The sequence below is a fragment of the Streptomyces sp. NPDC048643 genome (genome assembly GCF_040650615.1).
Lineage (GTDB): Bacteria > Actinomycetota > Actinomycetes > Streptomycetales > Streptomycetaceae > Streptomyces.
In genome coordinates this window covers 19,034-44,061 of sequence record NZ_JBEZHO010000008.1, presented here as the reverse complement: position 1 = coordinate 44,061, position 25,028 = coordinate 19,034, and the positions used below count along the sequence as shown (strand labels likewise).

Annotated in this window: 18 protein-coding genes and 1 tRNA gene; 13 read left to right on the top strand and 6 right to left on the bottom strand. The window is 72.5% G+C overall.

The features are described from left to right. The first annotated feature begins 72 nt into the window (after positions 1-72). Genes AB0C62_RS10550 through AB0C62_RS10540 form a run of 3 tightly spaced genes read left to right on the top strand, consistent with a single transcriptional unit; the run spans position 73 to position 5,179 of the window. Positions 73-1,566, top strand: coding sequence for an SCO6880 family protein (locus AB0C62_RS10550; RefSeq protein WP_362971592.1), 1,494 nt, complete (start codon positions 73-75; stop codon positions 1,564-1,566). Further along, positions 1,563-3,380: an ATP/GTP-binding protein gene (locus tag AB0C62_RS10545; protein WP_362971590.1), complete on the top strand. Its 1,818-nt coding sequence runs from the start codon at positions 1,563-1,565 to the stop codon at positions 3,378-3,380. Before AB0C62_RS10550 ends, AB0C62_RS10545 begins: the two co-directional genes overlap by 4 nt. Further along, on the top strand, positions 3,377-5,179 hold the full coding sequence (locus AB0C62_RS10540) for a TraM recognition domain-containing protein (RefSeq protein ID WP_362971588.1): 1,803 nt from the start codon (positions 3,377-3,379) through the stop codon (positions 5,177-5,179). The genes AB0C62_RS10545 and AB0C62_RS10540 overlap by 4 nt, the downstream gene beginning before the upstream one ends. Here the strand turns inward: AB0C62_RS10540 and AB0C62_RS10535 are convergent. Then, a complete protein-coding gene (locus tag AB0C62_RS10535; RefSeq protein WP_362971586.1) occupies positions 5,097-6,326 on the bottom strand; it encodes a DUF418 domain-containing protein in 1,230 nt (409 codons plus the stop codon). The two genes, AB0C62_RS10540 and AB0C62_RS10535, sit on opposite strands and share 83 nt — an antisense overlap. Next, positions 6,323-6,733, bottom strand: coding sequence for a hypothetical protein (locus tag AB0C62_RS10530; protein ID WP_362971584.1), 411 nt, complete (start codon positions 6,731-6,733; stop codon positions 6,323-6,325). Before AB0C62_RS10530 ends, AB0C62_RS10535 begins: the two co-directional genes overlap by 4 nt. A gap of 141 nt (positions 6,734-6,874) precedes the next feature. Between AB0C62_RS10530 and AB0C62_RS10525 the strand changes: the two genes are divergently transcribed. After that, positions 6,875-7,921, top strand: coding sequence for an NlpC/P60 family protein (locus tag AB0C62_RS10525; RefSeq protein WP_362971582.1), 1,047 nt, complete (start codon positions 6,875-6,877; stop codon positions 7,919-7,921). A gap of 137 nt (positions 7,922-8,058) precedes the next feature. Here AB0C62_RS10525 and AB0C62_RS10520 read toward each other — a convergent pair whose 3' ends face one another. Beyond that, entirely contained in the window at positions 8,059-8,502 is a 444-nt protein-coding gene (locus tag AB0C62_RS10520; protein WP_362971581.1) for a DUF4913 domain-containing protein, read from the bottom strand. A gap of 198 nt (positions 8,503-8,700) precedes the next feature. Here AB0C62_RS10520 and AB0C62_RS10515 point away from each other — a divergent pair, with 198 nt between their 5' ends. From AB0C62_RS10515 to AB0C62_RS10500, 4 genes are all read left to right on the top strand, one after another. Then, positions 8,701-10,365: a hypothetical protein gene (locus tag AB0C62_RS10515; protein ID WP_362971579.1), complete on the top strand. Its 1,665-nt coding sequence runs from the start codon at positions 8,701-8,703 to the stop codon at positions 10,363-10,365. 249 nt (positions 10,366-10,614) lie between these two features. Then, complete coding sequence (locus AB0C62_RS10510; RefSeq protein WP_362971577.1) at positions 10,615-10,809, top strand: hypothetical protein; 195 nt, start codon at positions 10,615-10,617, stop codon at positions 10,807-10,809. Beyond that, a complete protein-coding gene (locus AB0C62_RS10505) occupies positions 10,806-12,089 on the top strand; it encodes a hypothetical protein (protein WP_362971575.1) in 1,284 nt (427 codons plus the stop codon). The genes AB0C62_RS10510 and AB0C62_RS10505 overlap by 4 nt, the downstream gene beginning before the upstream one ends. Positions 12,090-12,192: 103 nt before the next feature. Beyond that, positions 12,193-13,767 carry a glycosyl hydrolase gene (locus AB0C62_RS10500; protein ID WP_362971573.1) on the top strand — a complete coding sequence of 525 codons (1,575 nt, stop codon included), beginning with the start codon at positions 12,193-12,195 and terminating at the stop codon, positions 13,765-13,767. Between the two features lie 108 nt (positions 13,768-13,875). Here the strand turns inward: AB0C62_RS10500 and AB0C62_RS10495 are convergent, their stop codons facing one another. Further along, positions 13,876-16,821 carry a BTAD domain-containing putative transcriptional regulator gene (locus tag AB0C62_RS10495; protein WP_362971571.1) on the bottom strand — a complete coding sequence of 982 codons (2,946 nt, stop codon included), beginning with the start codon at positions 16,819-16,821 and terminating at the stop codon, positions 13,876-13,878. 269 nt (positions 16,822-17,090) lie between these two features. Here AB0C62_RS10495 and AB0C62_RS10490 point away from each other — a divergent pair, with 269 nt between their 5' ends. Next, complete coding sequence (locus AB0C62_RS10490; protein ID WP_362971569.1) at positions 17,091-18,854, top strand: hypothetical protein; 1,764 nt, start codon at positions 17,091-17,093, stop codon at positions 18,852-18,854. Between the two features lie 218 nt (positions 18,855-19,072). Then, on the top strand, positions 19,073-20,014 hold the full coding sequence (locus tag AB0C62_RS10485; protein ID WP_362971567.1) for a pyridoxamine 5'-phosphate oxidase family protein: 942 nt from the start codon (positions 19,073-19,075) through the stop codon (positions 20,012-20,014). Positions 20,015-20,076: 62 nt separating this feature from the next. On the opposite strand, the gene AB0C62_RS10480 is transcribed toward AB0C62_RS10485, so the two are convergent. Further along, positions 20,077-20,150, bottom strand: a tRNA-Thr gene (locus AB0C62_RS10480). Positions 20,151-20,391: 241 nt separating this feature from the next. Between AB0C62_RS10480 and ugpC the strand changes: the two genes are divergently transcribed. The 3 genes from ugpC (at position 20,392) to AB0C62_RS10465 (ending at position 23,121) form a co-directional block, all read left to right on the top strand. Continuing rightward, positions 20,392-21,528: a sn-glycerol-3-phosphate ABC transporter ATP-binding protein UgpC gene (ugpC, locus tag AB0C62_RS10475; RefSeq protein ID WP_362971565.1), complete on the top strand. Its 1,137-nt coding sequence runs from the start codon at positions 20,392-20,394 to the stop codon at positions 21,526-21,528. Positions 21,529-21,761: 233 nt separating this feature from the next. Beyond that, complete coding sequence (locus AB0C62_RS10470) at positions 21,762-22,211, top strand: hypothetical protein (protein WP_362971563.1); 450 nt, start codon at positions 21,762-21,764, stop codon at positions 22,209-22,211. A gap of 178 nt (positions 22,212-22,389) precedes the next feature. Next, positions 22,390-23,121, top strand: a complete 732-nt coding sequence (locus tag AB0C62_RS10465; RefSeq protein ID WP_362971561.1) for a nucleotidyltransferase family protein — start codon at positions 22,390-22,392, stop codon at positions 23,119-23,121. 231 nt (positions 23,122-23,352) lie between these two features. Here the strand turns inward: AB0C62_RS10465 and AB0C62_RS10460 are convergent, their stop codons facing one another. Then, positions 23,353-24,993 carry a DoxX family membrane protein gene (locus AB0C62_RS10460; RefSeq protein WP_362971559.1) on the bottom strand — a complete coding sequence of 547 codons (1,641 nt, stop codon included), beginning with the start codon at positions 24,991-24,993 and terminating at the stop codon, positions 23,353-23,355. Between the last annotated feature and the right edge of the window lie 35 nt (positions 24,994-25,028).

The window sequence follows — 25,028 nt, the reverse complement described above, 5'->3', positions numbered from 1 at the left end:
TCTCCTCCTCACCGCCTCACCGCCCGATCGCCTCGCCGCACTCCCCGTCACTTCACGAAGGGAACCGGACTCATGTCCACGGAAGCCGCCACCCATCCGACCTACGGAAACTGGCGCAGGCCACGGCGACCGGGGCTCGGACCGCTCGGACTCGTCGGCACCTTCGGGGTGTTCGGCGGTCTCATCGTCACCCTGCTCGCGTCGCTGATCTCGCTGTACGCGGCCCTGGTCGTGCTCGTCCCGATCGTCGTGTTCCTGGTGCCGCTCTCCATCCGCACCCAGGACGGCCGCAACGTCTACCAGCTGATCACGCTGCGCGTCGGCTGGTGGCGCCGCAAGGCCAAGGGCGCGCACCTGTACGTCTCCGGCCCGCTGTCCGCCCGTCCCGGCGGCCGGTTCCGCCCGCCGGGCCTGCTCAACAAGGTCACCGCGACCGAGGGCCGGGACGCCTACGACCGCCCCTTCGGCGTCCTGCACCACCCGGTCCGCAACCTGTACACGATCGTGCTCGGCTGCGACCCCGACGGCGGTTCGCTCATCGACCCGGACCAGGTCGACGTCTGGGTCGCGCTGTGGGGCGAGTGGCTGGCCCGGCTGTCCCACGAACCCGGCCTGCGCGGCGCCACCGTGATCGTGGAGACCGCCCCCGACCCGGGCACCCGCCTCTCCCACGAGGTGCTCCCGCGTATCCACCCCGACGCCCCGCCGGCCGCCCGTGCCGTGATGGAGGAGGTCGTGGAGCGGTATCCGAGCGCGTCCTCGGAGATGCACACGTACATCACCCTGACCTACGGCGTCCCGCCCGGCCAGCGGCGCAAGAAGGACGACGTCATCACCGACCTCGCCATCCGCATCCCGGGTCTGCTCAGCGGACTCGTCGCGGCCGGCGGCGGTGCCGCGTACCCGCTGTCCGCGGAGCGGATCGCCGAGGTCGTCCGGGTCGCCTACGACCCCGCGGTCGCCGCCGACGTCCTCAACGCCCGCGCCCAGCAGGGCGGAACGGGCCTGGAGTGGGACGACGCCGGCCCCGCCGCCGCCGTCGAGACCGTGAACAGCTACCAGCACGACTCCGGCGTCTCACGGACCTGGCTGCTGACCCTCGCGCCGCGCGGCACGATCCGCTCCTCGGTGCTGCGGGGCATGCTGGAGGCCGCGCCCGGCACCCGCCGCAAGCGGGTCGCCCTGGTCTACCGCCCCATCGACCCGGCCACCTCGGCCCGCATCGTGGAGGCGGACCGGCGCAGCGCCCAGTTCATGGCGACGTCCGGCAAGGGCATGGTCCAGGCCCGCGCGGCCTCCGAGGTGCGGGCGGCGGAGCAGACCGCGGCCGAGGAGGCGTCCGGCGCCGGACTCGTGGAGTTCTCACTGATGCTGACGGTGACCGTCGACACCATGGAGGAGCTGGCGGACGCGAGCGTGACCGTACGCAACCTGACAGCGGCGTCCCGCGTGCTGATGCGGCCCGCGGACCGGATGCAGGCGGCGGCGTTCAGCTGCACCCTGCCCGCCGGGATCCTCCCCTGGGAACAGACCCTCATCCCGCACGAGTTGCAGGAGGCGCTGTGAGCCGCCGCCGCGAGGAGAAGCTGGCCGAGCGGGCCGACCGGCTCGCCGAGGAGCAGGCGCTGCGGGCGCCCGCACCGGGCGCGACCGGCGCGCAGCCCTGGGCGGAGCCGCCCGGCCGGAAGAAGCGGTCCAAGGCGGCGAAGTCCGCCGCCCGGGAGGGCGGGACGGACCTCGCGCCCGGCACCGCGCCGACGGGCAGACCGGCCCCGCCGGACAAGCCGGCCAGGCCCGGCAAGCAGAAGACGCCGGGCCGGACCAAGGAACTGTTCGTCCCGCACCGCGGCTGGTACGGCGTGGGCGGCGGACGCGTCGGCTACATGGACCCGCCCACCATGTGGCGCGCGACCACCGTGCAGGCCTGCGGCATGTGGCCCTTCGCCGCCGGCTCCGGCTCGCCGATGACCGGCGTACCGCTCGGGCAGCACCTGTTCACCGGCGCCACCGTGTGCGGCGACCCGCTGAACTGGTTCACCCGGGCCCGCTACATCTCCAACCCCTCCCTGTTCATGCTCGGCATGCCGGGTCTGGGCAAGTCCACGCTGGTCAACCGGATGCTGATCGGGCTCGCCGCGACCGGTGTCGTCCCGCTGGTCCTCGGCGACCTCAAGCCGGACTACGCCGACACCGTGCGCGCGCTCGGCGGCCAGGTCATCTCCATCGGCCGCGGCCGGGGCGGCATCAACGTCCTCGACCCGGGCGCGATGGGCGCGGCCGCCGCGAAGATCGGCGGCGAGGCCGGCGAGGTGCTGAAGGCCGAGGCGCACGGCCGTGTCCTGAACATGGTCGCGGCGCTCGTCACCATCGTCCGCGGGCGGCCGATGGACGACCACGAGCAGTCCGTGCTCTCCGCCGTCCTGCACCATCTGCGCGAACGCACCCCCGAGGGTCGTACGGTGCTGCTGCCGGACGTGCTGCGGGTCCTCACCGAGGGTCCGCCCCGGGTCCGTGCCGTCACGCTCGACCGGGGTGACGACGCCCGCTACCGGGACGCCGTCGACCCGCTGCACCGCTCGCTGCTCGGCATCCTCGACGGCCCGCTCGGCGACACCTTCGCCTCCGAGACGTCCACCCGGATCGATCCGAACGCGCCCGCCGTGTGCATCGACATCTCCGGCATCGGCGAGGCCGACACCCAGCTGACCGCCGCCGCGATGCTCGCCGCCTGGTCCGACGGGCTCGGCACGGTCGCCGCCTCGCACGCCCTCGCGGACGCCGGACTCGCGCCCAGGCGCTGGTTCTTCACCGTCCTCGACGAACTGTGGCGCCCGCTGCGCGCGGCCTCCGGCATCGTCGACCGCATCGACGCGCTCACCCGCCTCAACCGCTCGCTCGGCCTCGGCGACGCGAAGATCACCCACACCCTCAAGGACGCCGAGGCCCTCGGCACCGACGCGGACCGTGCCAAGGCGCGCGGCTTCGTCGAACGCGCCGGGATGGTGGTCTGCGCCGGGCTGCCGCGGACCGAGATGGAGGACCTGGGCAAGGTCGTCGGCCTGTCGCGGCGCGAGATCGAACTCGTGTCGTCCTGGTCCTCGCCGCCCGGCTGGGGTGTCAACGGCGACAACGAGGAGCCGCCCGGCCGCGGCCGCTTCCTCATCAAGGTCGGCGGCCGGCCCGGCATCCCCATCAAGGTCGCCATCACCGACGCGGAGCGCCACCTGCACAACACCAACACCCGCTGGACGCCCAACGAGGACGCCGTCGAGCAGGCGGCGGCACGTGCCGCACAGCAGGTCGCCCGGGTCGCCCAGGAGGGTGTCCACGGACTCCCCGGCGGGCCCGGCGCCGAGGCCTCCGGGAGGTGGACCGCGTGAGCGCTCCCCGCGGTGGAGGCGGCGGCGACCTGCACGACCTGCTCCCGTGGGCGATCGTCGCGGTCGCCGGCACCGGCCTGGTGATGTTCACCGTGGCCTGGTCCGGCGGCACCCTCGGCGCCGGCCTGTCCGGGAACGGCTGGGACGCCCCGCCGTTCGCGCTGTCCACCATCGCCCACCTGGTCTCCGACGGGCCCGGCGCCCTGTGGCCGGCCGCGCCGCCGGCCGCCGTCTACGCGGGCATGCTGGGGCTGCTGGTCCTCATCGCGGTCCCCCTCGCCCTGGTCGTCCGCCTCCTCATGGACCGGTCGGCGCGCCCCAAGGGCCTGGCCGGACGGCGCGAACTCGCCGCCATGTGCCCCAAGGGCATCGAGTCCCGCGCGCGCGAGCTGCGCCCCGGGCTCAAGGGCCGCGACCAGGTGCACCCGGACGAGACGGGCAACCTCCTCGGCGACCTGGAGCCCAAGGGCCCCGAGCTGCGCAGCAGCTACGAGGACGTCGAGCTGGACCTCATGGCGCCCCGCGCCGGGAAGTCCACCGGGATCGCGGTGCCCCGGGTGCTGCGCGCCCAGGGCGCGGTGCTGCTCACCTCCAACAAGGCCGACGTGTACGCCGTGACCCGTGCCGAGCGTGCGAAGGCGGGCACGGTCTGGACGTTCGACCCGCAGGGCATCGCGCACACCCCGCGCGCCCTGTGGTGGAACATCCTCGGCGAGTGCCACACCATCGAGGGCGCCCGCCGGATGGCCGGGCACTTCGTCGCCTCCGTCAACGACGACACGGCGAAGAAGGACTTCTGGATCTCGGCCGCCCAGAACACCCTGACCGCGCTGTTCCTCGCCGCCGCGCGCGGCCGGGCCCCGCTGACCGAACTCCTCGCCTGGCTCGCCGACCCCGCCGACCGGACCCCGATCGACCTGCTGCGCGAGGTCGGACTCGTCGCGATGGCCGAGCAGTTGCAGGGAACGGTGCGGGGCGCGGTGGAGACCCGGGACGGCATCTACGAGACGGCCCGGCAGACCGTGTCCTGCCTCCTCGACCCGGACATCCTCGCCTGGGTCACCCCGGACCCCGACCTCCCGGAGTTCCGGCCCGACCGGCACGTGCTCGGCACCGACACGCTCTACCTGCTGTCGAAGGACGGCGGCGGCTCCGCGGCCGGCGTCATCGCGGGGCTCGCGGACGCAACGATGCGGGCGGGCGTCGTGGCCGCCGAGCGCATGGGCGGGCGCCTCGACCCGCCGCTGACCGCGGTCCTCGACGAGGCGGCGAACGTGTGCCGCATCTCCGATCTGCCGGACCTCTACTCGCACTTCGGCTCCCGCGGCATCAACGTCGTGACGCTGTTGCAGAGTTACCGGCAGGGTGCCCGCGTGTGGGGCGAGGTCGGCATGGACGCGCTGTGGAGCGCGGCGACCATCAAGCTCCTCGGCGCGGGACTCGACGACGCCGACTTCGTCCAGAAGATCTCCACCCTGGTCGGCCAGCACGACGTCAAGACGCCCAGCATCTCGCGGAGCAAGGACGGCACGTCACGGTCGTACTCCTACCGCCAGGAGGCCGTCCTGCCGCCGGACCGGATCCGCGCCCTGCCGAAGGGCACGGCCCTGCTCCTGGCCACCGGGGTCAGGCCGGCGCTGATCCGGCTCCGTCCCTGGTACAAGGAGCCCGGTGCCGGTGCCATCTCGGCCGCGGCGAAGGCGGAGACGGCGGCGATCACCGAGCGGGCAGCGAGCCGTCTGCTGCCGGGCGTGACCCTGCACAAGCCGGAGCCCGGCCGGGACGCCGCGCCAGCGTGACCGTCCTGAGGACCAGCTCGGCGGGCCCGTACCGGAACCGGCTCATCAGCCACGAGCCGTAGGTGAGTTGGAGGCCGTACAGCAGCACGCAGCCCGCGAGGACGGCGGCGCTGCCGACGCGGTCGTAGAGCCCGAGGCCGTAGCCGGTGAACACGCAGGCGAGGACCAGCGACTGGGTGAGGTAGTGACTGAGCGCCATGCGCCCGGAGGCGGCGAGCACGTCCGCCGCCGGGCGCACCGCGTCGGCCAGCAGAAGCACCCCGCACGCGTACGACGCCGTGAGGGCGGGCGCGGTCAGCAGCGACACCGCGTGCCCGACCAGGAACCAGCGGCTGTCGAGCGGCCCGTTCGCGCAGACGGCGGTGACCAGCCCGCCCGCGAGGCCGACCGGCAGCCACCGGACGAGGGTCCGCCGCAGCCACACCCGGTCCCGGCCCCGCCGCTCCACCAGACCGGCCTTGGCCGCCGCGAGGCCCGCGAGGAACGCGGCCAGCATGTCGGGCGCGTACATCAGATTGGCGCCGAGCGCCGACGGCAGTTCGCGCAGATGGGCCCCGATCACCGAGCCGAACCCGCCGCGGTAGGCGGCCACGGTGTCCGCGGCCCGGGGCGCGTACTGGGCCGGGGTGACCGGTTCGGTCAGCGCGACGGTCAGCAGCCCGTATCCGAGGAGCAGCACGGCCAGGCCCACCACCAGACAGACCGCGACCCGTACGGCGGCCCGGGGGGCGAGATCGCGCAGCCCGTACAGGATCAGGCCGAGAGCGGCGTACGTCATCAGGATGTCGCCGGGGTAGAGCAGCACGGCGTGGACGAGCCCGAGGCCGAACAGCCCTGCCGTGCGGCGTAGATGGCGGAGTCCGGAAGCGGTGTCCGACGGGCCGGCCGCGCGGCGGTCGAGGACGAAGCTGTAGCCGAGGAGGAAGGAGAAGAGCTGGTAGGCGGTGGTGGTCGCGGTCACGCCCCAGGCGGCCGCCCGGTCCACGGCCGAGGCACCCGGCCCGCCGCCGAACGCCGTGTACGGGTCCGCCGTCAGCTGGGCGTTGACGAGCAGGATGCCGAACAGGGCGAACCCGCGCAGCACGTCGACCTCGACGACCCGGCCGCCTCGCGCGCCGCCGCCGGCCCCGCTCTCGCGCCCGTTCACGACGAGACCATGACCCCGGTACCGAAGGCCAGGGTCGAGGACAGGAACCAGCCGAACGACGGCGCCAGCAGATAACGCAGCGTCCACAGCCGGGCCGTGGCGGGCCGGTTCTGCGCGTAGACCACGGGCACGCTGCCGCCGACCGGCGGCAGCCCGCACAGCGGCCCCCGCCATCCCGGGTCGAAGACGAGACCGCGCCCCAGGTGGTCGGAGAACACCACGAGCCCGCCGGGCCTGCGGTCGGCGACCTTGCGGGGCGTGACCTGGCCCATCACCCGCAGCCCGCGCAGCCACAGCCGCACGGCTACCAGCACCGACCGTGCCGCCAGCGTCAGGAACCCGAGGCCGAACCCCGTGCACAGCGCCAGCGGCACCAACTCCGCGACCATCCCGATCCCTTCGTCCACGACCGCCTTCGACGCACAACGTCCCGTGGCGTCCGACCGGTTCACACCGTCGCTTTGAACCACCGCCCGCCGCAGCACCGTTGTGGGAGCGACCCCCGGCCTCCCTCCCATGCGGCGCCTACGAAAGGAGCTTCGGCCCAGATGAGACGGACCCTGCGCGCACCCGGCCACCGGACGGCCGCGACCCTCGCTCTGGCCCTCGCGCTGACGGCGACGGCCCAGCAGCCGGCCCGGGCCGACCCCGAGCCCGAACCCGGCACCCTCACCGAGGTGCGCGCCGAACTCGAGCGGCTCTACCACGACGCGGAGGTGGCGACCGACAAGTACAACGCCGCCGACGAGAAGGTGACCCAGCAGGAGAAGCGCGTCCACACGCTCCAGGACCAGATCGAGACGGCCGAGACGAAGCTGGGCCGGCTCACCCGGCTGGCGGGCGCGGCGGCCCGTGCCCAGTACCGGGGCGACAGCCTGCCCGCCGAGATGCAGTTCGCCCTCGCGGAGAACCCCGAACACGCCTTGGACAACGCCTCGTTGGCCCGCCAGGCCCAGCAGGCGACCCAGGGAGTACTGACCGCCCTGACAGCGACCCGCGAGGACCTGGGCACCCGCACCGACAAGGCCACCGACGTCCTGAAGAGCCTGCGCAAGAGCCGCCGCGCCAAGGACACCGAGCGGCGGTCGATCGAGAAGCACATCGGCGACGCGAAGAAACTGGAGTCGACCCTGGAGAAGAAGGAGGTCGAGCGGCTCGCCGCGCTGGACAAGAAGGAGGCCGACGACGCCCAGGCGAAGTGGGTGGAGACCGGCGTCCTCGAGAAGGTCGGCACCGACGCGACCCCCGCGGGCAAGAAGGCCATCGCGTTCGCCACCCGCCAGCTCGGCAAGCCGTACGTGTGGGGCGCCGAGGGCCCCGACTCCTTCGACTGCTCCGGTCTCACCTCGCAGGCCTGGCTCGCGGCGGGCCATGTCATCCCCCGCACCTCGGAGGAGCAGTGGCGCCGCCTGAAGCGCGTCCCCGTCGAGGACATGCGCCCCGGCGACCTCATCATCTACTTCGCCGACGCCAGCCACGTCGCCCTCTACATCGGCGACGGCAAGATCATCCAGGCCCCCCGCCCCGGCCGCTGGGTGTACGTCTCCCCGGCGGCGTCGATGGAGATCCTCGGGGTGGTCCGACCGGACGCGTGAGCCCGGCGGAGCCGAGGCCGCTGGCGAGGCCCGCGTCGAGGACGGGGACGGGGACGGGACGCAGGGCAAGGACGACGACGAGGGGCGGACCACCGCGGCCCGCCCCTCGTTCTGTCCGAGCCCGTACGCCGTGAGCGTCAGCCCTGCGCGGGCGGCGGTCCGAACGGGTCGACGGCGTCGACGACGGGAACCTCCTTCGCCCGGTGCGAGCCGGGCTTGCAGCCGGCGAACACACCCGACGGGTCCCGCAGGTTCTGCATGATCGGCCCCAGGAAGTCCCGGTGCCAACTGGCGGGACCGCTCATCCCGGACTCGGAGGCGGTGTCGCTCAACTCCCCCCAGGCGAGCCACAGTCCATGCAGCTGGGCCACCGCCTCCGGGTGCTCCCACCAGCGTGAGCACCACAGGGACTGCGAGGTGACCTCCCGGCCGTAGACCGGCAGCAGTACGTGGTGCACCCACAGGGTCAGCTGCCGCAGCGCCTGGCCGTACTCCGGGGCCTCCAGATAGAGGATGAACTTCGGCACGGGCGGCGAGGCCGGAGCCTCCTGCTCGGCGTTCCCTCCGGTCTGAACCGTCATGGCGCTCCCTCCTGATGCGTGGTCTCGTCCGGGGACCACAACGCACCCGTGCGGTACGGGGTTCACGCGTCCGGCGGACCACCGCCCTCCGCCCGGGGTTGAACCGCCCGGCGGCAACGTCCGTTGAATCTGGCACGGCTGTTCCACGGCGCGGGCGAGTGGCGCGAGTTTCGTCACTCCGGCGAGGAGGACCTCACGATGGCGGGATTCAACGCGGAGCAATTCAAGTCCGACGAGCTGGCGGTGAGAGAGGAACTCAAGAAGTACAACCTGCACAAGGACCCCCAGTTCATGAAGGCCTTCAACGGCTACATGACCCAGCTCGGCAAGAACGGGCAGTGGATCCAGCAGGGAGCCACACCCAACGCGAACTGGTCGGGCACCGCGGCGACCGACCTGATCAAGGAGTTCGACCGCCTCAAGGCCTTCCATGTGCCGGCCGGTTGGTGGCGGGCGAACAGGAGGAACAAGAACTTCGACCAGCAACGCGAGGCGAAGGCGGAGGAGACGTACGCCAAGAAGTACCTGTGGAGCAAGACGGAACCGTTCTATCCGGCCAGGAAGGCGGCGGAGAACGGTGGCCTCATCCTGGAGACGTCACCTCCGGGAAAGATGTTCAACGGCAAGAACTTCGGCTTCGAGAGCTGGTCGGACGCTCCCGTGCAGGCCGATCTCTGGAAGGACATGTCCGGCCACTACGTGGACGGGGCACGGGACCGGGTCGAGGCGATGATGCTCGAAGGCAGGGTGGCCAACAGTGTCCTGACCCAGCACGAGTGGCCCCACCTGAAAGAGCTGATCGAGACCGGCCAGGTCACGAACCTGCACGTCAAGGTGATGGGGATCAGGAACGCCTCCCAGGACTCGTCCACGTGGTCGCTGCACACGCAGGCGACGTTCAACGTCACCTCGCAGAGGTCGTTCGACCAGATTCCCTCACCGGGCGACCCGGACTTCGGGGACAGGCAGAACCGCTGGCGCAAGCAGGAGAAGGCCCGGAACCCCAGCAAGTCGTCCACGAGCTCGTCGAGTTCTCAGGACAGCAAGTCGAGCATGTACTCGCTGGACACCTTCCACAAGGCGTTCGACGATCCCAACGCGGTCGTCATGCTGTCGGACCCCGCGGCGGCCAGCACACCGGTGGCGGAGAGCCCGCAGGAACTGTCGCGGGTGGTGACCCGCCAGCTGACCCGCGCGAACACCACGCTCTCCCTCCAAGGGGCCGACAGGGAAACGACCAAGGCGGCGGTCCTCCAGGCGCTCGCCGAGCAGGACGCCGCGGTCCAGTCCCTGAACGGAAAGCTCACCGCCCTGCGGAGCGAGCAGGAGCGACGGGCGAGTGCCTCGGCGTGGCCCGGCACCCACAACTACGACGCCGGGTTGGCTCAGGGCATGTCCTCCATGGCACCGTTCACCACGTCCACCGCCGACTACTCCCCGAGAGCGAACGTCCCCGGCACCGGCGGCAGTTACTTCCCCGAGGGCGTGCGGTACAGCGCCACGCCACTCACCGCACAGCCGTACACGTACTCCCTCACGCAGACCGAGTCCCCCGCCCAGACCAGTTCCTACGCCTATCCCCCGGCGCCCGCCCCGGGCGCCCAGAACTTCAATCCCGCGTACACGAACACGCAGGAGCGCACCCCGAGCACGGGCTCGGCCTCGTCGGACTTCGGAGCCCCGCTCCAGCCCACCCAGCGGCATCCCAGCCCGCCGTCGGACGGGCCCGCCCCGGTCACGGCGCCGAGCAGCTCGTCGAAGTCGAAGAGCGGCGGCAAGAAAGCCAAGAATGAGCCGAGCGGCCTGATGTCGTGGGTGACGGGGGCCCAGTACAAGAAGAAGGGCGGGCCCAGTAAGGGCTGATGCCCGTATCGAGCGGCACGGCACACGGCACGGCCGTCGGCAGGAGGTTCTCCGGCCGACGGCCGTTTCGTCCGTCGCGGGGCACCCCTCGGCCGGTGCCGCCACCGCCCCCCTGCCCGACCGAGTCCGGCCACCCGCGCTTCGGCGCCGGGCTTTTGAACTCCTGGGGACCCCCCACCCGTTGTGCCCACCGAACCACGTCGGCGCCCCGCCGGCACCGCACGGCCGACAGGTCGAGGAGGTACGCACATGCCCGCTGCCCACGCACGGCGGTTCACGTCACAGGGCCTGCTGGAACGCCGCCGGTCCGCGTCCCAGGCGGACGGCTGCTACGCCCGCGAGGCTCCGCCGCGTCCGGTCGACGGCTCCCCCTGGTTCCCCGAGACCCCGCTGCCGCCCGGCCTGCTGCCGTTGCCGACCGGGTTCGAACTGCGCGGGGCGTGAGCGGCACCGTGGCGAACGACATCACGGCCTCCGGCGACCGGAACCGGCTGACCAGGAGGAATCCCGGGGCCAGGCTGGCGCGCGACCTGCTCAAGACCGAGTACGGCCTGCGGAACCAGGGGCCCGGCGGCGCGGGCCGGGCGGACGGGGAGAGCATCTGGGACCGGATCGCCGCCGAGCTGCGCCGTCTCCTGGACCGCATCACGGGCGGATCGCGCTCGGCACCGGCCGGCGGAGGCATCGCGCCCGGTGGCGGGGAGGGGGGCGGCCCGGGCGGTGACGGCTCCCTGGACCAGGCCGCCGCGCCCGGCCGGGGCGGGCCCGGACAGCCGCCGTCCATGGCACCGCCCGCGCCCACAACACCACCCGTTTCCCCGGAGAGGCCCGTACACGCGGGGATGGCACGCCTCGAAGAGCACATCAGGCGGCTCCCGGCGCACGAACGCGAGGCGTTCGAGGACACGGTCCTGCATCTGGTCAGGACCGACAGGAAGTACCGGAAGGCCTTCGAGAAGTCCCCGGAGAGCATGCCGCTCGTCGCCCGGTGCGTCGTCAACGCGCACCTGCGGGAGGTGGCGCCGGACGTGGCGGCGGCGGACAAGTCCGCGCGGCGGCAGCCGAGTACGCGGCAGGGCGCACCCGGCGACGAGACCCGCTCGCGGTGGGAACGCCCGGCGCAGACCCGGAGCGAACCGGCGGTCAGCCTCGTCCCCCCGTCGTCCAGGACCAGTTTCGACGCCCCCCGCCCGGACGAGACGACCGACGCCTTCAGCTTCGAGGCGGCCGACCGCACCAACCTCGCGGAGCGGACCAGCAGCGCCACCCTGACTCCGCGGGAGAGCGACCTGTTCGCCGGGCAGAGCTTCCTCGCCGCGGAGAACGGCGGCCCGGGGCTCCGGTCCGGCGACGACACCTTCGCCCCCGCGCCGGGACTGGAGCCGCCGGTGTCGCCGCTCCCGGAGCGCTCGCACCCGGTGTCCCCCGTACCGAGCGACGCGGCCCTGGTCTCCCCGCTGCCGGACCACGCCCGACTGGCCTCCCCCACCGTCGGCCGGGAGGCTCTGGTCTCCCCGCTGCCGAGCCAGGCCACCCCGGTCCCGCGGAGTCCCACGTTCCCGGCTTCCCCGCTCGGCCCCGAAGGCCACCAGGTCCTGCGGGACACCCGCGACGCCTTCCCGACGGCCTCGACCTCCGGCGGCTCCGACACGTCCACGCGATCCACCGCTCCCGCGCACGGCGGGCGGATCCAGCCCGTCCAGAACCCGGTACGGCGCAAGTGACATCCCCCGCCCGGTGAACCGTCCACCCCCGCCCATCCGTCGTGCCTGCGGCGACGCCACCCGGTCGCCGTACCAGCGCATCCCCCACGGAGAGGCACGCCCTATGCGCAGACGCACACCCTTACTCCTCGCCCTGCTCCTCGTCATCGTCGGTGTGACCGGTACCGCCTTCGCGGTGCAGTCCCACCGTTCCGGCGGGCAGAGCATCCAGGGCACACCGGCGGCCGACGTCGCCGAGCACACCGTCACCCTGCAGAACAGGACGGACAGCCGTATCTGGGTCGGCAGCACGGTCAACGCCGACGGCTCGACCGCGCTCACCGGCCTGCCGGTGCTCGACCCCGGCCAGTCCGCCACGGTCACCGTCCCCGAGCGCGCGGGCGCCGGTCACTGGCGCGGCACCTTCTTCGCCCGCCAGGGCTGCGGCGGCGAGGACGGCAGTACGTTCCACTGCGCGGTCGGCGACTGCGGACCGCACGCCGACCGCTGCTCGACCGGTGAACAGCCCACGGGACTGGCCGAGTTCAACTTCGACCCGGCCGACTCGCTCGCCCCCTGGTACGACGTGAGCTACGTCAACGCCGTCGCCACGTCCGTCACCATCACCCCGAACGACGTGGCACCGCCCGCGAGCGGCGAGTGCGCCGTGGCGGGCTGCGCGGAGGACCTGCTGTCCGCGTGCCCGGCCGACAACCTCGTCAAGGACCAGGGCACGGGCGCGCCGTTGGTCTGCGTGAACCCGAACCGGGACGCGAAGACCGGCTACAGCGACATGGTCAACCAGAAGTGCCCGACCGCGTACGCCTGGTCGAAGCAGGACGCCGAGCCGGGCAACAAGGTCATGTACCAGTGCACCAAGTGCACCGGCCTGACCGTCGCGTTCGGCACCGGCGGCGCGGCCCCGGCCCAGCCCGCCGCGACGCAGCCGGCACCGGAGAACAAGACCCCGGCCGCCGGGCGCAAGGGCGTCAGTCTCAACCCCGTCGACGGCGCCTCCCAGGCACTGGCCGACTCCGGCGCCTCCTGGTACTTCAACTGGGCCTCCTCGACCGGCACGGTGGCCAAGCCGAACGGCGTCGACTACGTCCCGATGATCTGGGGTCCCGGCTCGGTCACCGACACCGAACTCGGCCAGGCGGCCAAGGAGGGCAAGGAACTCCTCGGCTTCAACGAGCCGGACTCGCCGACCCAGGCGAACATGACGCCCGAGCAGGCGCTCGACCAGTGGCCCCGGCTGGAGGCGACCGGTCTGCGGCTCGGCGCACCGGCGGTCGCCACCGGCGCCGACGTGGCCGGCGGCTGGCTGGACCGGTTCATGCAGGGAGCCGCCCAGCGCGGGCTGCGCGTCGACTTCATCCCGGTGCACTGGTACGGGGCCGACTTCGGGCCCGACGCCGCGAACCAGCTCCGCGGCTACCTCCAGGCGGTGCACGACCGCTATCACAAGCCGGTCTGGCTGACGGAGTACGGCCTGATCGACTTCTCCAAGGGCACGCCCCGCTATCCGAGCCAGCAGGAGCAGACCGACTTCATCAGCTCGTCGACACGGATGCTGGACGGCCTGGACTTCATGGAGCGGTACGCGTGGTTCACGCTCTCCACGGTGACCAGCCCGACCGGCCTGTACGACGGGGCGACCGCCAACGCGAGCGGCCGGGTCTACCACGACGCGGGCTGACCTGCCCCGGCGGTTGAACCGTCCGCCCCCGCGCCCCGTTGTGCGGGTGGAACCCGGCCGCGGCCCTCCCCCGGGCCGTGGCCGGCCCCTCGTCGAAGGAGACTCATGTCAGGCGGTCCGTCCCGGCTCGGCCCTCGGGGCACGGGTGTCGGACGGCCCGTCTTCGAGGCGGCCGAGGCGTTCACGGACCTTCTCGGCGTCCGGGTGGTCGAACTCCACGAAGATCGCGAGGGCCTGACGCCAGCTGTCGCGTGCCGCCTCCGGCTCCTGGGCGTCCAGGTGGACGTCGCCGAGGTTGCCGAGCGTGTGGCCCTCGCCCCACCGGTTGCCGATGTCCCGGTGGGTCCTGAGGGCCTGGAGGTGGTACTCGACCGCGGCGTCGTGGCGCCGGAGACGGCGGTGGACGGTGCCGAGGATGTCGAGGGTGACGCCTTCGACCCAGCGGTTGCCGCCCGCGCGCAGGACGGTCAGTGCCTGGTCCAGGCAGGCGACGGCCTCGTCGAAGCGGCCGAGCTTCTGGTAGGCGTCGCCCAGGTTGCTGAGGGCGATGCCCTCGCCCCAGGCGCCGCCGATGACCCGTTCGATGGCCAGCCCGCGCCGGGTGTACTCGATGGCCTTGTCGAGCTGCCCCGACTGGAGGTACGCGTCTCCGAGGTTGGCGACGGCCGAGGCCCTGCCGTCGTGGTCGCCGAGGTCACGGTAGGCGATCATCGCCCGGTGCAGGTGGTCGATGGTCTCGTCGAGCCGGCCCGAGCCGCGCAGCGCGGCGGCCACGTCCGCGAGTCCCTGCGCCTCACCGAGGTGGTCGTGGGCGACGCGGGCGGCGGCCAGTCCGGCCTTCGCGGTGTCGAGCCAGTCGTGGATGTGGCTGCGCAGGTAGAAGAAGCCCCACAGCACGGCGGGCAGCCGCCACGCGATCCCGGGATGCCCGGACGCGGCGGCCTGGTGCACGGCGCTGACGAGGTTGCCGCGCTCCTTCTCGCACCAGCGCACCGCCTCGTCCTGCGTGCCGAACTCCAGCGGCCGGCACAGCGGGGGCAGCGGGTCGAGCGGGATCCGGCGCCGGTGCGGGGTGATGTGCGGGTAGGCGGCCTCGGCGGTGTGCAGGTACCAGGCGAGCAGCCGTTCCACCGCCAGGTCCCGTTCCTCGGGCGTCTCGTCGGCGCGGACCCGCTCGGCGGCGTACACCCGCAGCAGGTCGTGCAGGGTGTAGCGGCCGGGGAAGTGCTCGGTGAGCAGATGGGCCCTGGTCAGTTCGACGAGCAGCCCGCGGGCCTCCCGGGACGGCAGCCCGGTCAGCGCCGCCGCGGCGGGCGCGGAGATGTCGGGCCCGGAGTGCAGGCTCAGCAGGTGGAAGAGGCGCGCGGCCGGCGCCGACAGCACCTTGTACGACCAGGAGAAGACGGCTCGTACGTCGGTGGTGATGTCGTCGCCGCCGGCGAAGGCGTCGAGACTGCCGTGGGTCTCCCGCAGTTCGTCGACGATCGCGCTGAGCGGGAAACCGGGGTACGCGGCGGCGTGCGCGGCGACGATGGACAGCGCGAGCGGCAGCCGGGCGCACCGGGTGATGATCTCGTCCGTCGCCTGCGGTTCCGCGGCGAGCCGTTCGGTGCCGAGGCGGCGCGCCAGGAGGTCGTGCGCCTCGGCGGGCGACAGCTGGTCCAGCGTCAGCGGGTGGGCGCCCTCCCCGGCGACCAGTCCGGTGAGCTGGTTGCGGCTGGTCACGATGACCAGGCAGCCAGGCGAGCCGGGCAGCAGCGGCCGGACCTGTTCGGTGTCCCGGGCGTTGTCGAGCAGGACGAGCACCCGCCGCTGGGCGAGAAGGCTGCGGTACAGCGCCGCCTGGGCGTCGAGGCCTGCGGGGATCCGCATCGGGGGGACACCGAGCGCGTCGAGGAACGTACGGATGGCCTCCTCCGGCGTCACCACGACGCCGGTCGGGTCGAAGCCGCGCAGGTTGACGTAGAGCTGCCCGTCGGAGAAGCGGTCGGCGATCTCGTGGGCCCAGTGCACGGCGAGGGTGGTCTTGCCGATGCCGGCCATGCCGCCGATCGCGCTGATGACCACCGAGGCCGGGACGCTGCCGCCCTCGGGCAACAGGGCGCGTGCGCGCTCCAGTTCGGCGGACCGTCCAGCGAACGTCGGCAGGTCGGCGGGGAGTTGTGCCGGTCGCGCCGGGTGCGCGAGGCCCGGCGGAGCCGGTTCGGCCGACACTCCCGGCTGCTCCGCCCCCACCGCCTGCTCCGGCGGCTCGGGCGTCACGGACGGCCCGGCACCGAGGGAGACGTCGGCGGCGAGGATGCGCTCGTGCAGGTCCTGCAGCGCGGCGCCGGGCTCGATGCCCAGCTCGGCCACCAGCGTGGCGCGCGTCCTGCGATACGCGGCCAGCGCCTCGGCCTGCCGGCCGGACCGGTACAGCGCCAGCATGAGCAGCCGGCACAGCTGCTCGCGCAGCGGGAACGTGCCGGTCAGCGCGAGCAGTTCGGCGATCACCTCACCGTGCCGTCCGAGCTCCACGTCCACGTCGAGTCGGGTCTCCAGGGCGGCGAGCCGCTGTTCGTTCAGCCGGGACGCCTCGGACTCGGCGAGTGGGCCGGGGACTCCGGCCAGCGCCGTGCCCTGCCAGCCCCCGAGGGCCGCGTGCAGCAGATCGGCGGCGGCGGCCGGTTCGCCGTCGGCGCGCAGCCGGCGGGCCTCGGCGATCCGCCGCTCGAACACATCGAGGTCCAGGGCGCCTTCGGAGAACCTGAGGAGATAGCCGTCGCCGACCGACACGACCACCCGGGGCGCGTCGGCGGCGTCCCGTTCCGGTTCCAGCGCCTTGCGGAGCCGGGACGCATAGGTCCGCAGCACGGAGACGGCGGCCGCCGGCGGCTTCTCGCCCCAGACCGCGTCGAGGAGTTCACCGAGCATGACGGGGCGTCCTCGCCGCAGCAGGAGGGCCGCCAGAACGGCCCGCTGCTGCGGGGAACCGACGTCCACCTCCTGCTCGCCGTGCCATGCCCGGACCGGCCCCAGCACGGCGAAACGCACGGATTCCTCGTAGGCCTTCACTCTTCGGACTGTACTGAACACTTGTTCCACACAAGGGGCCTTGACGGTTCCGGGCCGTTGCGGGCGGCGGGGCGCGCTGCCCTCCCGGTCCGCCCGCTCCCGCCCTCGGGGGCAGAGGGGAGCGAACGTGAACGCACAGCCGCGCGGAGCCCGTTCCGCACCACCGCGGGATTGAACCGTTTCCGGGCGGCACCCGTTGCGCTACGCGGGGACCGACGCGACGGACCCTGCCGGAGCCATGCGGCGGGGAACGTCAGGAAGGAAACGCGATGAGCCGGGGCGAAGAGACCGACGAGCCGATCACGGGAGGCGACCCTGCCGTGCCCGGGAAGCCGATGGATCTCGGCAAGCCGGATCCCGTGGGCGAGGCGTCCGGGCCGGCGCCCCGCTTCGCGGTGGTCATCTCCGGCGACGGCTCGGCCGCCATCGACGGCGAACCCGTACCGGCGGCGGAGGGGACGACGGTCGACGCCGCGATCCTCGACGTCCTGCACGGGTACGCCCGCGACCTGAACACCACGGTGACCGCCACCATCTCCGACCCGTCGGCGGGGTACGTGGCGTTCGTCGAGGTGGCGCCCGACGGTTCGAGCAACCTGGTGGACCAGCAGGAACAGCCGGAGACGGCTCCGCCGCCGCTTCCCGTACCGGTGCCGGTCCCGGCACCCGGGCACATGGGCATGGCGGCGGCCGGGGCCGAACCGGCCCTGGGCACCGAGGACTTCACCGGGGAGCCCGAGCACGAGCGGGACGACCACGCCGCCTACGCGGAGGACGTCGACGACGACGGCTACGACACCGTCGACGAGGACCCGCACGACGACGCGTACTCCGAGGACGACGGTGACGCCCCCACGGCCGACCATGCCGACGACGACGACTACGACGACGCCGATGATGACGACGACGACGATTACGACGTAGAGGCGTACACGCTGGAGCAGCAGAGGCTGCGGGAGTCGGCGCCGCTGCCTCCGCCGCCCCCGCCCCCCAACGCGCCTTCGTCCTCGTCATCGTCGTCGCCCTCGTACTCGGACGATGACGATGACGATGACGAAGCCGCGGACTTCGGCGCCGACGCGGGCCGGGAGGAGGGGTTCCCGGTCGCCGGAGCCGCCGCCGCGCGACCCGCGCCGCAGCTCGTCCGCAGGCCGGGGTCGCGCCAGTCGGACGACGAGTACCAGGGTCCGGGCCTGCTGCACCGGCCGATGGTCGTCGGGCCGGTGGCCCTCGTCGTGGCCGCCCTCGTGATCGTTCCGCTGGTGATCCTCGGGAGCGGCGGCTCGGACGACGGCGGGCACCGCAAGGAGGCCGCCCGGTCGAGCGAGGAGACGAGCAAGCGCCCGCAGGCCGAGAAGTCGGGGCCGATATCGACGTCGTCCCCGAGCCTCCCGCCGCCGCCCAGCGTCTCGGCGTCCCCGTCGGCCAAGCCGAAGAAGTCGAAGGACGCGAAGAAGAAGCCGAAGGAGCCGGGAGGCGGCGGAGGGGTCGTCGTCACCGTCACGGCCAGGCCGCCGCAGGCGACGGTGACCGCGAAACCCCCGCAGGACACGGCAGCGAGCGCGGTGAAGCGGCTCTCCAAGAACGATCCGTCGGGGCGGCACATCTGCTACCGCGCCTATGTCTCCGGGCAGGGCTGGCAGAAGCCGGTGTGCGACGGGACGATGGCCGGCACGACGAACCAGAACCGCCCGATCAAGGCCCTCAACATCGCGGTGTCGGGCAGCGGCGGATCGTCCGCCAACGCCTTCGTCCACAACTCCGCCTCCAAGGACGGCAGGGGCAAGTGGATGCCGCAGTGGACGGCGGTCAAGGCGGACGGCACGAACAACTACGTCGGCAGCACGAAGAAGGGCGCGCCCAACATGTCCGGCTTCGCCATCAACGTCGGCACCGGCCGCATCTGCCAGATGGCCAAGGTCCACTCGTACGCCTGGGGCGGCCAGGGCTGCGCGGACGCCCGGCCCGGCTACATCTTCGGCGGCGCACTGGAGAACGACCGCTACCTGGAGGCGGTCAAGTTCACGGTCTGACGCCCGCATCACGGAAAGTGTCGCGGAGCCGAAGAGCTGTGTGGCTCTTCGGCTGGGCGGCTGGGCGGCTGTGGGGTTGTGGGGCCGAGGGGCGGAACACTGTGCCCCGACGGCCCCCTCCGGCTGCCCCGCCGACTGCCCTTTCGGACACGAAAGGCGTCCCCGAAACACCGCGGATCGAGGCACCAACTCAGTCCACCCACAACTACGTTGCTGGGGTGATATCTCTCCCCTCGACGGTCGCCGAGACCGTCGACGCCTACCGCACCTGCGAGTTCGTGACCCTGGGCCGTGACGGCACTCCGCTCGTCTGGCCGACCGCGGCCTACCGTCGCGACGACGGAACGCTCCTCGTCACGACATCGCTCGCCTTCGCGCAGAAGGCCCTCAACGTCCGCCGCGACGGCCGCGTCGCGCTCCTCTTCTCCGACCCCACGGCCAGCGGCCTCGACCGCCCCGAGCAGGTCTTCATCGGGGGTACGGCCGTCTGCCCCGAGGAGATCGTCACCTCGCCGGCCGGTGAGGAGGCGTACTGGTCCATGCTGTTCGACCGCCAGCCCGAGAGCCGCCGCTACGTCGACGCCCCGGCCCGCTGGCTGATGGACTGGTACTACCTGCGCCTGCTGATCACCATCACCCCGACGGACCTCCGCACCCGCCCGGCCCCGGACACGGTGGAGAACAGGTCCACGGAGCCGGGGGAGGCGCCGTCACGGCTGGCCGGGGCCGACATCCTGGCCCGCTTCCCCACGGCGGTGCTCAGCGCCCGGGACGCGTCCGGGGCACCCCTCCTGTCGCGCACGCCGACGACGCCGACCCCGGACGGCTTCCTCGTGGAACCGGCCCCCGACTGCGAGGTCACCCCCGGCCCGGCCGGGCTCCTGGTCCACCGCCACGACGAGCATCTCTCCGGCCTCTACAACGCGCTCGTACGGGGCGAACTCGTCGCCGACGACGGCCGCTGGCTGTTCCGCCCGGGCCGGGTGATCGAACCGTCCGGCTCGGGCGAACCCCGCGACATGCTCCGCACCCTCCGCACGGCCCGCCGCACGACAAAGTCCTACCTGGCCAAACGCTCCCTCCCCCGCCCCAAGGTCGACTGGCCGGCCCTGAAGTCCCTGACCACAACGCCGGTCCCCCGCCCCCGGCCGACCCCCTGAGCCCCACCCCCACGCAAAAGCCCAGCTCGGACAGCATCCGAGCTGGGCTTGAACTCAAAAAGAGCCCCCTGTCGGATTCGAACCGACGACCTACGCATTACAAGTGCGTTGCTCTGGCCATCTGAGCTAAGGAGGCCTGCACGCGCGCGTGCGGTGTGACGTGCCCGTGCAGTGTACTCACCTCACCAGGGCCCTCTGTCGAAAATTTCCGCGAACTTCACCGGTCCCGGAGTACTGACAGAACACGTGAACGGCAGGTAGCGTCCTGAACCAGTTCACCCATGTGGACTACACCACTACGGACCCGTTCGTAGTGGATCACCACCTTTACAACGGATCGTCCGGCACGTTCCTGCCGGTGAAGGGGGCCCCTCACCATGGCCACTGTCTCGTTCAACAAGGCGACCCGCATCTACCCGGGTGGCGACAAGCCCGCCGTCGACCAGCTCGAGCTCGACGTCGCGGACGGCGAGTTCCTCGTCCTCGTCGGCCCCTCCGGCTGCGGAAAGTCCACCTCCCTGCGCATGCTCGCGGGTCTCGAGGACGTCAACGGCGGTTCGATCCACATCGGTGACCGTGACGTCACGCACCTGCCGCCCAAGGACCGGGACATCGCCATGGTGTTCCAGAACTACGCGCTGTACCCGCACATGACCGTCGCCGACAACATGGGCTTCGCGCTCAAGATCGCCGGCGTCAACAAGGCCGAGATCCGCCAGAAGGTCGAGGACGCGGCGAAGATCCTCGACCTCACCGAGTACCTCGGCCGCAAGCCGAAGGCCCTCTCCGGCGGTCAGCGCCAGCGTGTCGCGATGGGCCGCGCGATCGTGCGTGAGCCGCAGGTCTTCCTCATGGACGAGCCGCTGTCGAACCTCGACGCCAAGCTCCGTGTCTCCACCCGCACGCAGATCGCCTCGCTGCAGCGCCGCCTCGGCATCACCACGGTGTACGTCACCCACGACCAGGTCGAGGCCATGACCATGGGCGACCGCGTGGCCGTGCTCAAGGACGGTCTGCTCCAGCAGGTCGACTCGCCGCGCAACATGTACGACCGCCCGGCCAACCTCTTCGTCGCCGGCTTCATCGGCTCCCCGGCCATGAACCTGGTCGAGGTCCCGATCACCGACGGCGGCGTGAAGTTCGGCAACAGCGTCGTCCCGGTCAGCCGCGAGGCCCTCTCCGCCGCCGCCGACAGGGGCGACCGTACGGTCACCGTCGGCGTCCGCCCGGAGCACTTCGACGTCGTCGAGCACGGCGGCGAGGCCGCCAAGTCGCTCTCCAAGGACACCGAGGACGCCCCGGCCGGCCTCGCCGTCTCGGTGAACGTCGTCGAGGAGCTCGGCGCCGACGGCTACGTCTACGGCTCCGCCAAGGTCGACGGCGAGCTCAAGGACCTCGTCGTCCGCGTCAGCGGCCGCGCCGTCCCGGACAAGGGCGCCACGCTGCACGTCGTGCCGCGTCCGGGCGAGATCCACGTGTTCTCCACCTCGACGGGCGAGCGCCTGTCCGACTGACGACCGCGTCGTCCGGGCCGAACGCACACCCCGTAGAGGGTGAATTCACCCAAGTTGACGAAGAAGGCCCCGCAGCCTGCTGCGGGGCCTTCTTCGTTGTCGACAAATACCCCGGCAGACCGGGCATTTCGATATCTGTGCGTCAACCCACTACCTCGAAAACGTCGATTGCCCATCCCCCGAACCGGTGACTAAATGTCGCCAAATCATCACCCCGCGCTACCCTCACTCGCGTGAAGCACTCCACCTCTAACCAATCGACCCGGCGTGGCCGTGGCCCCGCCCGCCGGATCGGCCGCACCCTCGCCCTCGTTCTGCCTGTCGTCCTGGTGCTCTCCGGGACTCTCGCGGTCACCCGAGTCAACTGGTCGGGGAATCCCTCGAACTCGGTGCTCACCGCGTCCTCCGAAGACGTCTCCTCGCGAGCAGTCTCCCGTGCCCCGCAGGACGTCCTGCGCGACAGACTCCTCCTGGAGCTCCAGGAGAAGGACCCGGGCGTCGCCCTCACCCACCTCCAGCAGGCGGTGAACGGGCGTCCGTCGCTCGCGAAGCACTGCGTGTCCATCGCCCGCGCCCTGGGCCGCGCCGCGGTCCGTGCCTACGGCCCCACGCGCGCCCAGTCGTTCGCGCGGCCCGTCTGCGACACGGCCTTCGCCTCGGGGGTGGCGAACACCCATTTCTGACGTCCCCCGTCCCCGCTCCGGGGACGGCAACGCCCCTCGGAGGCCACCGAGCGCTCTCCGAGGGGCACCGCACCGCCCGCCTCCCGCTCCACCGCCGACCTCGCCCGGCCACAGCGCCGGGCACCCCCTCCGACCGGGCTCCCGAGACCCCTCGGACACCGCCACGTACAGTTCGGTCATGACCGATCCGAACGCCGAGGCGCGCCCCGTTCAAGCCGTCGTCCTGGCCGGCGGCCAGGGCTCCCGGCTGCGGCCCTACACCGACGACCGGCCGAAGCCCATGGTCGAGATCCCCGGCACCGGGACACCGATCATCGGGCACCAGCTGACCTGGCTCGCCGAGGAGGGCGTCACCGACGTCGTCATCTCCTGCGGTCACCTCGCCGGGGTCCTGCAGACGTGGCTGGACTCGGCCGATCTCCCGGTCAAGGTGACGACGGTCGTCGAGTCGGAACCCCTCGGCCGTGGCGGCGGCCTCCGGTACGCGGCGGCCCGTCTCCCGCACCCGGACCGCCCCTGGTACGCGACGAACGGTGACATCTGGACCCGTTTCTCGCTGCGCGACATGGCCGACTTCCACGCCGAGCGCGACGCGGTCGCGACGCTCGCGCTGGCCCGTCCCCGCATCCCCTGGGGCGCCGTCCAGACGGACGGCTTCGGCCACATCACGGACTTCATCGAGGCGCCGCCCTCCACGTTCGAGATCAACGCGGGCGTGTACGTCTTCTCCCCCGAGTTCACGGGACTGCTCCCCGAGCGCGGCGACCACGAGCGGACCACCTTCCCGCGCCTGGCCCGCGAGAACCGGCTGGCCGGCTTCCCGATCCCGCAGGGTGCCTACTGGCGTGCCATCGACACCGCCAAGGACCTCACCGAGGCGGCGAAGGAGCTTGCGGCCCTGGGCCGTTGAGATCCCGCGACCCGCACCGCCGAGCCCCCAGGGCACCGCACGACGGCGTGAGACCGCCCGGCACACCCGCCGAGAGCCACTGAGAGCCCCCGAGGACCGCTCAGTGCCGCCCAGGACGTCACACAGCGCCCCGTAGCCGGTCCGGCACGCTCCGTACGCGTCAGGGCCCCGCACGATCCCGTGCGGGGCCCTGACGCCGTTCTCCGCGATCCGCGCGGCCGGGTGGGTGGGTCAGCCCAGCAGGCCGCCGACCAGACCGGGCTGCCCGGTGGAGGAGTTGCCGCCGGGAGCGGTGCCGCCCGTGGAGCCGGTGCCGCCGGTCGACGTGCCGCCGCTGTTGGTCGGGCCCGCGGTGGTGCTCGGGGCCTGGTCGACGGGCGCGGACTGCTGCGGCGGCGCCTGGCCGCTGCTGCCCTGCGTCTGGCTCGGCTGCTGCGCGCCGCCGGCCGCCGAACCGGTGTCCCGGGTCGCGCCGGGCGTGGTGGCCGCCTGCGAGGGCGTCGAGGAGCTGCGCTGCGTGGGCGCCTCCGAGGCCGAAGGGGTGGCCTTCTGGTGCCGCTTGCCGGGCGTCTCCGGGAGCGGGGAGCCGGGCAGTTCGTTGCGCGGTGCCTCGCCGGGACCGGGGACGACGACCCGGTCGGAGTCGCGGACGGCGCCTCCGAGCAGCGATCCGACGAGCAGGGTGAGACCGATGACGATGGCGGCGGCGAGCGCGCCGCGGCGCAGCACGCGCCCGCGCAGGTCCCAGATGTCGGCGCGCGGTCCGAGGGTGCGCCATGCCTCGCCGGCGAGCCGGCCGTCGACGGAGTAGACCGGGGCGCCCGCGATGATCAGCGGGGACCAGGCGGCGAGGTAGATGATGTCGGGCGCGTCGTACGCGGGAACCGTCTTCCAGCTGACCGTGACGATGAGCGCGGCCGACAGCATCGCGCCGACGACGGCGGCCACTCGCTGCCAGAGTCCGAGGACCGTGAGGACGCCGACGATGACCTGGAAGAAGGCGATGACGAGGCCGGAGCCGACGGGGTGCTGGAGGGCGAACTGCCGCAGCGGCTCGGCGACTTCCCACGGGTGCAGCGTGTTCAGCCACTTCATCATGGAGCCGCGCTTGCCGCCGTCGAAGTAGACGGGGTCGCAGAGCTTGCCCATGCCGGCGTAGATGGAGATGAAGCCGAGGAAGACGCGCAACGGGAGCAGCACGACGCCGAGGTTCATCCGGCGGCCGGGGTGGTAGGCGTGCCGGGCCGGGTCGGACTCGCCGCGTTTGACGGGAGTGCGGGTGCCCGGGCCGTCGAGGTCGTCGTCCTCGAAGTCGGTGTCCGTGAAGGCCGGTTCGTCGTAGGCGCTGCCGACGGTGCGCATCTGCGGAAGCAGTCGCTGCTCGTCGCCGACGGGGCTGCGCTGGCTGCCGACGAGGGGCGTCTCGACGGTGTCGACGGTCAGATCGCCCGCGTAGCCGGGCTGTTCGCCGATGCGCGGGATGACCTGGGTCGCACCGGCGTCGGCGGTCGGCGCGCTGCCGCCGCCGTGGCCGACGCCCGCGCTCCGTACGGCCTGGAGCAGCCGGTGGGCGCCGGTGTCGTCGGGTGCGGACTTCCCGCTCCAGACGACGGGGGCGCGGCGGCGGCCACCGCCGGCCGGGCCGGCCCCGCCCGCTCTGCCCGGCGTACCGACGTCGGGGCTCAAGTGCCGCGCGACGCGCGCGGATTGCCCCCGCGACGCAGCTCCTAGCTGGACGCGGAAGCTCGCATGATTGACGATGACCTGCGCCGGATCGCTCGGCACCTTCACCATGCTCAGCGCGGGAACGTCGTCGAATCCAGACGAGCGGTCCCCCGTGGGTGTGCGGGGTGTTCTGGTGTCCACACTCATCTAACCGAGTGACGTGTGTTTAGGACACTGCTTTG

Bases quoted from the DNA above. Each gene is read 5' to 3' on its own strand.
- AB0C62_RS10550 (WP_362971592.1), top strand. From the start codon at position 73: ATGTCCACGGAAGCCGCCACCCATCCGACCTACGGAAACTGGCGCAGG.
- AB0C62_RS10525 (WP_362971582.1), top strand. From the start codon at position 6,875: ATGAGACGGACCCTGCGCGCACCCGGCCACCGGACGGCCGCGACCCTC.
- AB0C62_RS10520 (WP_362971581.1), bottom strand. From the start codon at position 8,502: ATGACGGTTCAGACCGGAGGGAACGCCGAGCAGGAGGCTCCGGCCTCG.
- AB0C62_RS10515 (WP_362971579.1), top strand. From the start codon at position 8,701: ATGGCGGGATTCAACGCGGAGCAATTCAAGTCCGACGAGCTGGCGGTG.
- AB0C62_RS10510 (WP_362971577.1), top strand. From the start codon at position 10,615: ATGCCCGCTGCCCACGCACGGCGGTTCACGTCACAGGGCCTGCTGGAA.
- AB0C62_RS10500 (WP_362971573.1), top strand. From the start codon at position 12,193: ATGCGCAGACGCACACCCTTACTCCTCGCCCTGCTCCTCGTCATCGTC.
- AB0C62_RS10490 (WP_362971569.1), top strand. From the start codon at position 17,091: ATGAGCCGGGGCGAAGAGACCGACGAGCCGATCACGGGAGGCGACCCT.
- ugpC (WP_362971565.1), top strand. From the start codon at position 20,392: ATGGCCACTGTCTCGTTCAACAAGGCGACCCGCATCTACCCGGGTGGC.
- AB0C62_RS10465 (WP_362971561.1), top strand. From the start codon at position 22,390: ATGACCGATCCGAACGCCGAGGCGCGCCCCGTTCAAGCCGTCGTCCTG.
- AB0C62_RS10460 (WP_362971559.1), bottom strand. From the start codon at position 24,993: ATGAGTGTGGACACCAGAACACCCCGCACACCCACGGGGGACCGCTCG.